The organism is Cellulosimicrobium cellulans, from assembly GCF_001722485.1.
Taxonomy (GTDB): Bacteria; Actinomycetota; Actinomycetes; order Actinomycetales; family Cellulomonadaceae; genus Cellulosimicrobium; species Cellulosimicrobium cellulans_A.
Map to the genome: position 1 here is coordinate 1 of NZ_LWGL01000354.1, position 10,354 is coordinate 10,354.

The following is a 10,354-nucleotide window of genomic DNA, read 5'->3' on the forward strand; positions in this document are numbered from 1 at the left end:
GCGGCCGTCGACCGCGTGCTCGCCGTCGACCACGACGGGGTCGACGTGGCGCCCCTCGTGGTCGGCCGGCGGCCGGAGCAGGTGCTGCGCGACCTGGGCCGGAGCGCGGCGCTCACCGTCATCGGGGCGCGCGGGCGCGCCGACCGCCCGGGGACCCTGCTCGGACCGGTGGTCCGGGACGTGCTCCGCCGTGCGACGGGCCCCGTCGCGGTGGTCCACCCCGTGCCGCTCTCCGCCGCGTGAGGGGCGGCCGCGAGCCGAGGGGCGCTGGTCCTGTTGTCAGGACCGCCCGCCGAAGCGGAACGGGATGGGGATCCCTCCGCAGCAGCACACGCCGCTCACGCCCGAGGTCGCGAGGAGCTGCGCGGCCTGCCAGCACGCGACGAAGCGCAGCACCGTCGGACGGACGGACCGCACGACGCCGCGGCGCGCGACGACGTCGCGCACGGCCGCCGAGCACGACGGCCCCCCGTGCGCGACACGGTGCGCGCACCCCCACCCCTTCCGGGGCGACAGGCGCTCCTGGTACCACCCGATCGCGGATTCGGTCCATCGGCTCGCGAGGCTCATCGCGCCACGGTAGGTCTGGTGCCGGATGCTCGCGCCCCACGAGACCCGCGCGGCTCGTGGCCGGCCGGCGTTGCCGACCACGCTGACCCGCACTAGATTTTTCGGTATGCCGAACTTTGGTCCGCGTCTCGTCGCCGGCCTCGCCGCGCTCACGATCGTCGTCCCGCTCGCCGCGTGCTCGGCCACGGCCGACGCCGCCCCGGACGCGGCCGACGACCGCCCCGTCGTGCTGACGACGTTCACTGTGCTCGCCGACATGGCCGAGAACGTCGCGGGCGGCCACCTGCGCGTCGAGTCGGTCACCAAGGCCGGCGCGGAGATCCACGGCTACGAGCCCACGCCGGGTGACCTGCGCCGCGCGGCGGAGGCGGACCTGGTGCTCGACAACGGCCTCGGCCTCGAGGCGTGGTTCGACCGGTTCGTCGACGAGCTCGACGTACCGCACGCCGTCGTGAGCGAGGGTGTGGAGACGATCCCGCTCGGCGACGACACCGCCGAGGAGTACCGCGGGACGGCGAACCCGCACGCGTGGATGTCGCCGATCAACGGGCAGCTGTACGCGCGGAACATGGCCGAGGCGTTCGCCGAGCTCGACCCGGAGAACGCCGACGACTACGCCGCGAACGCCGAGGCCTACGCGGCCGAGCTCGGCACGCTCCACGACGAGCTCACCGCCGCGCTCGACACGCTGCCCGAGGACCACCGCGCCCTCGTCACGTGCGAGGGCGCGTTCTCCTACCTCGCGCGCGACGCCGGCCTCACCGAGCAGTACCTGTGGGCCGTCAACGCCGAGCGGCAGTCGACGCCCCAGCAGGTCGCGCGCACGATCACGTTCGTCGAGGAGTCCGACGTCCCGGCGGTCTTCTGCGAGTCGACCGTCTCGGACGAGGCGATGCAGAAGGTCGTCGACGCGACCGGCACGACGTTCGGCGGCACGCTCTACGTCGACTCGCTGTCCGGCCCGGACGGCCCGGTGCCCACCTACCTCGACCTGCTGCGCCACGACGTCGAGACGATCGTCGCCGGGCTCACGGGCAACCGGGACGAGCACTGATGGCGGCCGGCACGGCGTCGGGCACGCCGGCGACGGCCGCCCCGGCGATCGACGTCCGCGACCTCACCGTCCACTACGGCGACGTGCTCGCGCTCGACGGCGCGACCCTCGCCCTCGCGCACGGCACCGTGTGCGGGCTCGTGGGCATGAACGGCTCCGGCAAGTCGACGCTGTTCAAGGCGGTCATGGGCATGGTGCGCCCGGACCGCGGCACCGTGCTGCTCGACGGCGCCCCGCCCGAGCGGGCCCGGCGCGCCCAGGCCGTGGCGTACGTGCCGCAGAGCGAGGACGTCGACTGGGCGTTCCCCCTCGGCGTGCGCGACGTCGTCATGACCGGCCGGTACGGGTTCCAGGCCCTGACCCGGCGCCCCCGCGCCGCCGACCGGGAGGCCGTCGCGCACGCGCTCGAACGGGTCGGGCTCGCCGACCTCGCCGACCGGCAGATCGGCGCGCTGTCCGGCGGGCAGCGCAAGCGCGCGTTCGTCGCGCGCGGCCTCGCCCAGGGCGCCACGACCCTGCTCCTCGACGAGCCGTTCGCCGGCGTCGACAAGCGGTCCGAGGCGACGATCACCGCGCTGCTGCGCGAGCTCGCCGACGAGGGCGCGTGCGTCCTCGTCTCGACCCACGACCTGCACGCCCTCCCCGCGCTCGCGGACGAGGCGGTCCTGTTCCTGCGGCGCGTACTCCTGCACGCGACGCCCGAGGAGGTCCTGCGCCCGGAGAACCTCGCGCTCGCCTTCGGCCTGGAGGTGGCCCCGTGACCGTCGTCGACGCCCTCCTCGAGCCGCTGTCGTTCGAGTTCATGCGCACGGCGCTCGCCGTCACCGTCACGGCGGGGGTCGTGTGCGGGGTGCTGTCGTGCTGGCTCGTGCTCGTGGGGTGGTCGCTCATGGGCGACGCCGTGTCGCACGCGGTCCTGCCGGGCGTCGTGCTCGCGTACGTCGTCGGCGCGCCGTTCGCGCTCGGCGCGCTGCTCTTCGGCCTGCTCGCGGTCACGCTCATCGGCGCGGTGCGCGACACGAGCCGGGTCAAGGAGGACGCCGCGATCGGCGTCGTCTTCACCACGCTGTTCGCGCTCGGGCTCGTGCTCATCTCCGTCACGCCGAGCCAGACGGACCTCAACCACATCCTGTTCGGCAACCTGCTCGGCGTCTCGCGCGCCGACCTCGTGCAGGTCCTCGTGCTCGGCGCGGTGACCCTCGCGGTGGTCGTCCTCAAACGGCGCGACCTCACCCTCTACGCGTTCGACCCCGTGCACGCGCACGCGATCGGTCTCTCCCCCCGGCGCCTCGGCGCGCTCCTGCTGGGTCTGCTCGCGCTGACGGTCGTCGTGGCGCTGCAGGCGGTGGGCGTCGTGCTCGTCGTCGCGCTGCTCATCACACCCGGCGCGACGGCGTACCTGCTCACCGACCGGTTCTCGCGCATGCTGTGGATCGCCCCGCTCGTCGCCGCCGTCAGCGGCCTCGTCGGGCTCTACGCGAGCTACTACCTCGACACGTCGTCCGGCGGCATGGTGGTCGTGACGCTGGGCGTCGCCTTCGGCCTCGCCTACCTGTTCAGCCCTCGGCACGGCCTGCTCGCGACGCGGTTCTCCCGAGCCCGGCGACGGCGGCTCGCGCGGGCCTGAGCGCGGGTGTGCGCGAGATCTCCACGTCTTCACCCGCAATTGTCGGGTTCTTCCCAGGAACGCCCGCCAGACTGTCTCCCATGTCAGCGTGGACGTGCCAGCAGGCGAGCGGACCCCGGAGCCGGACGACCGCACGGGTGGCTGCGGCGAGCCTGCTCGCCCTCGCGATGATGCTCCCCTTCGCCGCACGGTCCACCGCCGCCGAGGTGGAGCAGCTCATCGCCGAGGCCCAGGTCCAGACCCGCACCATCGGCGACGACCTCGAGCGCGTCGGCCTGCACCTCGCGGCCCTGCACCCCGCGCTGCGCAGCAGCGTGGTCGACGCGGTGGACTCCGTCGAGGCGGCGACCGCCGAGGCCCGCGGCGCGCTCGAACGGGCGGCCGACGCGGACGCCGCGGCCGACGGGACGGCCGCGGCCGCGCTCGCCGACGCCCAGGTCGCGCTCGACGCCGCGTCGGCGCAGCTGCGGTACGTCACCGACCTCGCGCACGACCAGGACGCCGACGTCGCCGGGGCGCTCGAGCGGCTCCAGGCGCACATCGACGAGCTGCGGGGCGAGACGAGCCGCGCCGGCTCCTGACGACGCCCCGCCCGATGGGGAGATTTCCCCCTGGTCAGGCGAGCGGCGCATGCACCACAATGAGGGCCGCACGCGCGCGGGACCGCCCGCGCCCCGTCAGGACTCGACGCACCGTCGGCCCCACAGAAAGCAGAGCACCATGACCCAGCAGTACCCCTCCGCCCCGCAGGCCCCCGCTCCCCAGTACGGCGGCGGCCCGGTCGAGGACCCGGGCAAGACGCTCGGCATCGTCGGCCTCGTCCTCGCGTTCGTCTTCTCGATCGCCGGCATCGTCGTCAGCGCGATCGCCCGCAAGCAGAGCCGCGAGGCCGGCTTCGACAACCAGCTCGCCAAGTGGGGCCTGATCCTCAGCATCGTCTTCACGGCCCTCGGCGTGATCGTGGGCATCCTGTACTTCGTCGCGATCGCCGCGCTCGTCTCGAGCGGCGAGGTCACGACGTACTGACGCACCTCGCGCCACCGAGGCCGTCGCCCCGCGGGGCGGCGGCCTCCGTCGTGCTCGGCCCCGTCGTCCTCGTCCCCGTCGTGCTCGGCCCCGTCGTGCGTCCCCCCTGGTGGCGGAACGAATCGCGGCCCGGCACGGTTGTGCCGACGCGCACCGGCGCGAGGCCGGCGCGACGACGCGAGGAGAGACGATGACGGAGCCGACCACCACCCCCGCGACCGGCCCGGCCGCACCGGATCCCGAGCGCCTCGAGCTCGGTCTCGACACGTTCGGCGACGTCAGCGCCGGGCCCGACGGCACTCCCGTCACCGCGGCCCGGACGATTCGCGACGTCGTCGCGGAGGCAGTGCTCGCGGACCAGGTCGGCGTCGACTTCTTCGGCGTCGGCGAGCACCACCGCGAGGACTTCGCGGTCAGCGCGCCTGAGGTCGTGCTCGCCGGCATCGCGACGCGCACCTCGCGCATCCGCCTCGGCTCGGCGGTGACGGTCCTCAGCTCCGACGACCCGGTCCGGGTGTTCGAGCGGTTCTCGACCGTCGACGCGCTGTCCGACGGGCGCGCCGAGGTGATCCTGGGGCGCGGGTCGTTCATCGAGTCGTTCCCGCTGTTCGGGTACGACCTCGCGGACTACGAGGTGCTGTTCGAGGAAAAGCTCGACCTGTTCGTGAAGCTGCTCGACGAGGGACCGGTCACGTGGTCGGGCACGACGCGGGCCGGCCTCGTCGACCAGGAGGTGTACCCGAAGACCGAGCGCGGGCGGCTGCGCACGTGGGTGGGCGTCGGCGGGTCGCCCGAGTCGGTCGTCCGCACGGCGCGCCACGGCCTCGGGCTCATGCTCGCGATCATCGGCGGGGAGCCCGAGCGCTTCCGCCCGTACGTCGACCTCTACCACCGAGCCGTCGCGGAGCTCGGCACGGCCGCGCTGCCGGTCGGCGTCCACTCCCCCGGCCACGTCGCCGAGACCGACGAGCAGGCGCAGGAGGAGGTCTACGAGCACTTCGCGGCGATGAACAACCGCATCGGCCGCGAGCGCGGCTGGCCCGCGTACCACCGCGGACGGTTCGCGCACGACGTCCGGAGCGGCTCGCTGTACGTGGGCTCGCCGGAGACGGTCGCGCAGAAGATCGCGTCGACCGTCCGCACGCTCGGAGCCGGCCGGTTCGACCTCAAGTACTCCACCGGCACGCTGCCGCACGAGACGATGATGCGCAGCATCGAGCTCTACGGGACGCGCGTCGTCCCGCGCGTCCGCGAGCTCCTCGCCGACGGCTGAGCGCACCTCCGGTGCCGAGAACGGGGTTGGTGCCGTCATCCGGCGGATGACGGCACCAACCCCGTGGTCGACGGTGAGCGAACCCGTGCTCGGCGGGCCGGCTCGGTGCGAGGTCAGTCCTGCGCGCCGCCGATGCGCAGCAGGACCTTGCTCGACCCGGTCGAGCGGTCGCCCGCGACCTCGAGCGCCTTCTCGGCGTCGTCGAGGTCGAACGTGTGCGTGACGACCGGCGAGACGTCGAGACCGGCGCGCATCGCCTCGACCGCGTCGGTGATCTCGTCGACGAACCGGTACGAGCCGACCCACGTGATCTCGCGCGTCACGAGGTCGCCGAGCACCGCCTGCACGGCGGCCCCGGGCAGGTTGCCCACCTGCACGAGCGTCCCGCCGCGCGCGGTCGCGCGGAGCACCGCACCGAGCGCGCCCGGCGCGCCGGAGGCCTCGATCGCGACCTCGACGTCCGCGGGCAGCTCCTCGCCCTCGGAGAGGACGCGCGCGTCGTCGGCGCCCATGCGGCGCGCCACGGCCGCGGAGGCGGCCGACAGGTCGGCCGCGACGACGCGCGCGGCGCCGGCGTGCTTGGCCGCGGCGACGACGAGCGAGCCGATGGGCCCGCAGCCGTTGACGAGCACCTCCTTGCCGCGCAGGTCGCCCGCCCGGGAGACGGCGTGCATCGCGACGGCGAGCGGCTCGGCGAGCGCGCCGTGCTGGGTGCTCACCTCGTCGGGCAGGGCGCGCAGTTGGTCGGCGCGCACGGCGACGAGCTCGGCGAACCCGCCGTCGGTGTGCGGGTCGAGCGCCGCAGAGCCGCAGTAGCGGACCTGCGCGTGGAGGTTGGTGCGGCCCGCGAGCCGCTCCGGGAGCGCCTCGTCCCCGACCGGGGTCGCGGGGTGCACGGTCGCGCGCAGGCCGGTCTCGACGTCGTCGACGCCCTCGCCCGTCGCGACGACCCGGCCCGCGAACTCGTGCCCGAGGACGAGGGGGTGCCGCAGCGTGGCCGTCCCGGAGGAGCCGTGCCGCCAGTACGCGAGGTCGGAGCCGCAGATCCCGCCCCACTCGACGGCGAGCAGCACCTCGCCCGGGCCGGGGCGCGGGTCGGGACGCTCGTCGACGCGGACGTCTCCCGCGCCGTGGACGACGACGGCCCTCATGCCGCGTCCTCCAGCCGCACGAGGTCACGGCCGCGGACCTCGGGCGCGAGCCGCGCCGCGACGAGCGTGATGGCCGAGTACACGACGAGCATCGCGGCGATGGGCCACCAGCTGCCCGTGAGGGCGGTGAGGCTGGCCGCGACGACCGGGCCGATCGCGGTGGCGAGGATGCCGCCGATCTCCTTGGCGAGCGCGAGCTGCGTGAAGCGCGTGCGGGCGCCGAACAGCTCGGCCATCGTCACGCTCTCGAGCGAGAACAGGCTGAGGACCGCGATGTTGAGCATGAGCGCCATGGCGACGGTCACGAGCACCGCGTTGCCGGTGTTGATGAGGAGCATGCCGGGGACGGCGACGAGCATCGCGAGCACGGTCACGGCCGTGTACACCGGGCGGCGGCCGAACCGGTCGCCGAGCATCCCGACCGCCGGGATCGTCGCGAAGCCGAGCAGCGAGCCGATCGCGATCGCGGTCGTGCCGACGGACTCGTCGACGATCATCGACGTCGCGATGTAGCCGACGAGGAACGTCTGCACGAGGCCGGAGTTGCCCGCCTGGCCGAAGCGCAGGCCGAGCGCGAGGAAGAACGCCTTGCCCTTGCGCTGGTGCAGGGCCGCCTCGAGCGTGCTGCGCTCGCCCTCGGTGGCGTCGGCGGCGCGCGCCTCGGCGAGCTGCGCCTTCGACAGCGCGACGCCGTCGACGACGTCCTCGCGCTGCTCGAACACCGGGCTCTCCTTGAGCTTCTGGCGCAGCCAGACGGCGAAGATCATGAGACCGAAGCTCAGCAGGAACGGCAGGCGCCAGCCCCAGCTGAGGAGCTGCTCCTCGCTGAGCGTCGCGAGCAGCAGCGCCCAGAGCGCGGACGCGGCGAGCGTGCCGGAGTTCGTGCCGAGGCACACGAGCGACGCGATGAGCCCGCGGCGGCGCGGCGGCGCGTACTCGGCGAGCATCACGGTGGCGCCCGCGATCTCCGCGCCGGCGCCGAAGCCCTGGACGAGCCGCAGCGCGACGAGCAGGATCGGCGCCCAGATGCCGATCACCGCGTACGTCGGCAGCGCGCCGATGAGCGTCGTCGACACGCCCATGAGCGTGATGGTGATGACGAGGACGCGCTTCGGGCCGATCCGGTCGCCCATGCGGCCGAAGTAGACCGCGCCGGCGAGGCGCGCGACGTACCCGACGCCGTAGGTGCCCATCGCCGCGATGAGGCCGACGGCCGGGCTCACCTCGGGGAAGAACAGCCGGTTGAACACGATCGCCGCGGCGAGCGAGTAGAGCTGGAAGTCCATGAACTCCATCGCGGTGCCGAGCCAGCCGGAGACGGCGGCCCGCGTGAGGTCCTTGGTCGTGCGCTGCGCGGCGGGTGCGGCGGCGCTGGTGTCGTGCGTCACGGTCTGCTCCTTCGCTTCTGTGACGGTACTGCGGGAGGACGGGGGTCGGGTCACCAGTCGTGGACGGAGCCGTCGAGGCGGCGCGCGACCGGCAGGTACTTGGGGTCGTAGGGGAAGCGGGCGGCCACCTCGTCGTCGTACTCGACGCCGAGGCCGGGGGTGTCGGCGGGGTGGAGCATGCCGTCCGAGAACGTGACCTCGGAGCGGAAGACGTCGTAGGTCTGGCCCGCGTGGCCCATGTGCTCCTGGATGCCGAAGTTCGGGATCGCGAGGTCGACGTGCACCGCGGCCGCCATGGAGACCGGCGAGAGGTCGCCGGCGCCGTGGGACCCGGAGCGCACCTGGTAGAGCGCGGCGAGGTCGAAGATGCGGCGCAGGTGCGTGATGCCGCCCGCGTGCACGACGGTCGTGCGCACGTAGTCGATGAGCCGCTCGGTGATGAGGTGCTGCACGTCCCAGATCGAGGTGAGGTTCTCCCCCACCGCGATCGGGGTGGTGGTGTGCTGTCGGATGAGGCGGAACGCCTCCTGGTCCTCGGCCGGGGTCGGGTCCTCCATCCAGAACAGGCGCAGCGGCTCGAGCTCCTTGCCCAGGCGGGCGGCCTCGATCGGCGTCAGGCGGTGGTGGACGTCGTGCAGCAGGTGCAGGTCGAACCCGAACTTCTCGCGCACCGCGGCCAGGTAGGTCGGCGCGAAGTCGAGGTACTTCTCCGTCGACCACGGCTGCTCGTCGGGCCGGGAGCCCTTCGCCGGCTCGTAGATGCCCGAGCCGGAGTACACGCCGTAGGTCCCGGCGACGCCCGGCACCGCGGTCTGGGCCCGGATCGCCTGGTAGCCCTCGTCGCGCAGGCGCGCGACGTCGTCGAGCAGCGCCGGGAGGTCCGCACCGCTCGCGTGGCCGTAGACCATGACGCCCTCGCGCGAGCGCCCGCCCAGCAGCTGGTAGACCGGCAGGCCCGCGACCTTGCCCTTGATGTCCCACAGCGCGGTGTCGACGGCGGCGACCGCCGTCATCGTCACCGGGCCGCGCCGCCAGTAGGCGCCCCGGTACAGGTACTGCCACGTGTCCTCGATGCGCGCGGGGTCGCGCCCGATCAGGAGCGGCACCACGTGGTCCTGGAGGTAGCTCGCGACCGCGAGCTCGCGGCCGTTGAGGGTCGCGTCGCCGAGGCCGGTGACGCCGTCGGACGTCGTGATCCGCAGCGTGACGTAGTTGCGTCCGGGCGAGGTGACCAGGACCTCGGCCCGCTCGATCGTGCTCACGGGAGACCACTTCCTCGTGCTCGGTGGTGCTGCGGTCGGTGTCGGGGCGCGTCGGTTGCGCGGGAGTGACACCGGCCACTGCGGTGGGAGGACTGCCATACAAGCGGTGTATCGGAGGTCTGTCAAACGCTGTGGCCCTGGCCGCGGACGCCGCGGGCCGGCCGGGCGGCGCGGCTAGCATGGGCGCCATGAGCTCCCCCGGCGGACGACGCACGACCCGGCGCGCCGTGCACGAGACCCTGCGGCAGAAGGTCATCGGTCTCGAGCTCGCGCCCGGCTCCGCGCTGTCGGAGAACGAGCTCGCCGCGAGCCTCGGCGTGAGCCGGACGCCGGTGCGCGAGAGCCTCCTGCTGCTGTCCGAGGAGGGGTTCGTCCAGGTCTTCCCTCAGGTCGGGTCGTTCGTCTCGCGCGTCGACCCGCAGCGCGTCGCAGACGCGCAGTTCGTCCGCGAGGCCGTCGAGCTCGCGTCGCTCGACGCGGTGCCCGACGAGATCGACGACGCCGCGCTCGCCGACCTGCGCGAGAACCTCGCGCGTCAGCAGGAGCCCGGGATCGACGTCGAGGAGTTCTTCCGCCTCGACGAGGAGTTCCACCGCGGCCTGCTCGGGCTCTCCGGCCACGCGAGCGCGTGGGCGACCGTCGCGTCGGCGAAGGCGCACCTCGACCGGGCGCGCCGCCTCGGGCTCCACCAGACGCCGCCCGACGAGTTCGTCGACCAGCACCAGCGCATCCTCGACGCCCTCGTCGGCGGGGACCGCGCGGGCGCGCGCGAGCTCCTGCGCGCCCACCTGCGCGCGGTCTTCGACGACATCGAGCAGGTGCGCGAGCGCTCGCCCGAGCTGTTCGCGTCGGAGTCCGGCTCCGTGCCGGTCCGGCGCAGCATCGCCGTCTGGACCTGACCCCGCCCGGCGCGTGGCGCCCCGCCGCCGGGCGGCGACGCCTCAGGCGGTGAAGCCGACGCGCGAGCCTCCCGCCTCGTCGTCCGCGGGCGCGTCCCCGCCCA

General features: G+C 73.9%; 12 protein-coding genes. 8 read left to right on the forward strand and 4 right to left on the reverse strand.

Translation table 11 applies throughout. The annotated features are described in order from the left end of the window. Window positions 1–243 (forward strand): universal stress protein (locus JZ5iCDA_RS17695; protein WP_171905441.1); only part of this gene is annotated, 243 nt, incomplete at its 5' end. A gap of 36 nt (window positions 244–279) precedes the next feature. Here JZ5iCDA_RS17695 and yidD read toward each other — a convergent pair. Continuing rightward, window positions 280–570: a membrane protein insertion efficiency factor YidD gene (gene yidD / locus JZ5iCDA_RS17700; RefSeq protein WP_069388263.1), complete on the reverse strand. Its 291-nt coding sequence runs from the start codon at window positions 568–570 to the stop codon at window positions 280–282. Window positions 571–676: 106 nt separating this feature from the next. Here yidD and JZ5iCDA_RS17705 point away from each other — a divergent pair, with 106 nt between their 5' ends. From JZ5iCDA_RS17705 to JZ5iCDA_RS17730, 6 genes are all read left to right on the forward strand, one after another. After that, entirely contained in the window at window positions 677–1,624 is a 948-nt protein-coding gene (locus JZ5iCDA_RS17705) for a metal ABC transporter substrate-binding protein (RefSeq protein ID WP_069388256.1), read from the forward strand. Then, window positions 1,624–2,385 (forward strand): metal ABC transporter ATP-binding protein, encoded by a 762-nt coding sequence (locus tag JZ5iCDA_RS17710; protein WP_069388257.1) that lies wholly within the window; start codon window positions 1,624–1,626, stop codon window positions 2,383–2,385. The genes JZ5iCDA_RS17705 and JZ5iCDA_RS17710 overlap by 1 nt, the downstream gene beginning before the upstream one ends. Before the next feature lie 41 nt (window positions 2,386–2,426). Next, window positions 2,427–3,251, forward strand: coding sequence for a metal ABC transporter permease (locus JZ5iCDA_RS17715; RefSeq protein ID WP_069388264.1), 825 nt, complete (start codon window positions 2,427–2,429; stop codon window positions 3,249–3,251). Window positions 3,252–3,388: 137 nt separating this feature from the next. Beyond that, window positions 3,389–3,832: a hypothetical protein gene (locus JZ5iCDA_RS17720; protein WP_069388258.1), complete on the forward strand. Its 444-nt coding sequence runs from the start codon at window positions 3,389–3,391 to the stop codon at window positions 3,830–3,832. Window positions 3,833–3,971: 139 nt separating this feature from the next. After that, window positions 3,972–4,277: a DUF4190 domain-containing protein gene (locus JZ5iCDA_RS17725; protein ID WP_216093488.1), complete on the forward strand. Its 306-nt coding sequence runs from the start codon at window positions 3,972–3,974 to the stop codon at window positions 4,275–4,277. Window positions 4,278–4,467: 190 nt separating this feature from the next. Continuing rightward, window positions 4,468–5,550, forward strand: coding sequence for an LLM class flavin-dependent oxidoreductase (locus JZ5iCDA_RS17730; protein ID WP_069388259.1), 1,083 nt, complete (start codon window positions 4,468–4,470; stop codon window positions 5,548–5,550). A gap of 113 nt (window positions 5,551–5,663) precedes the next feature. On the opposite strand, the gene JZ5iCDA_RS17735 is transcribed toward JZ5iCDA_RS17730, so the two are convergent. Genes JZ5iCDA_RS17735 through manD form a run of 3 tightly spaced genes read right to left on the reverse strand, consistent with a single transcriptional unit; the run spans window position 5,664 to window position 9,351 of the window. Further along, complete coding sequence (locus JZ5iCDA_RS17735) at window positions 5,664–6,701, reverse strand: L-idonate 5-dehydrogenase (RefSeq protein WP_069388260.1); 1,038 nt, start codon at window positions 6,699–6,701, stop codon at window positions 5,664–5,666. Further along, window positions 6,698–8,089: an MFS transporter gene (locus tag JZ5iCDA_RS17740; protein ID WP_069388261.1), complete on the reverse strand. Its 1,392-nt coding sequence runs from the start codon at window positions 8,087–8,089 to the stop codon at window positions 6,698–6,700. Before JZ5iCDA_RS17740 ends, JZ5iCDA_RS17735 begins: the two co-directional genes overlap by 4 nt. Window positions 8,090–8,139: 50 nt before the next feature. Beyond that, window positions 8,140–9,351, reverse strand: a complete 1,212-nt coding sequence (manD, locus tag JZ5iCDA_RS17745) for a D-mannonate dehydratase ManD (protein ID WP_069388262.1) — start codon at window positions 9,349–9,351, stop codon at window positions 8,140–8,142. A 188-nt stretch (window positions 9,352–9,539) separates the two neighbouring features. Here manD and JZ5iCDA_RS17750 point away from each other — a divergent pair, with 188 nt between their 5' ends. Further along, window positions 9,540–10,250 carry a GntR family transcriptional regulator gene (locus JZ5iCDA_RS17750; RefSeq protein ID WP_069388266.1) on the forward strand — a complete coding sequence of 237 codons (711 nt, stop codon included), beginning with the start codon at window positions 9,540–9,542 and terminating at the stop codon, window positions 10,248–10,250. Window positions 10,251–10,354 lie beyond the last annotated feature (104 nt).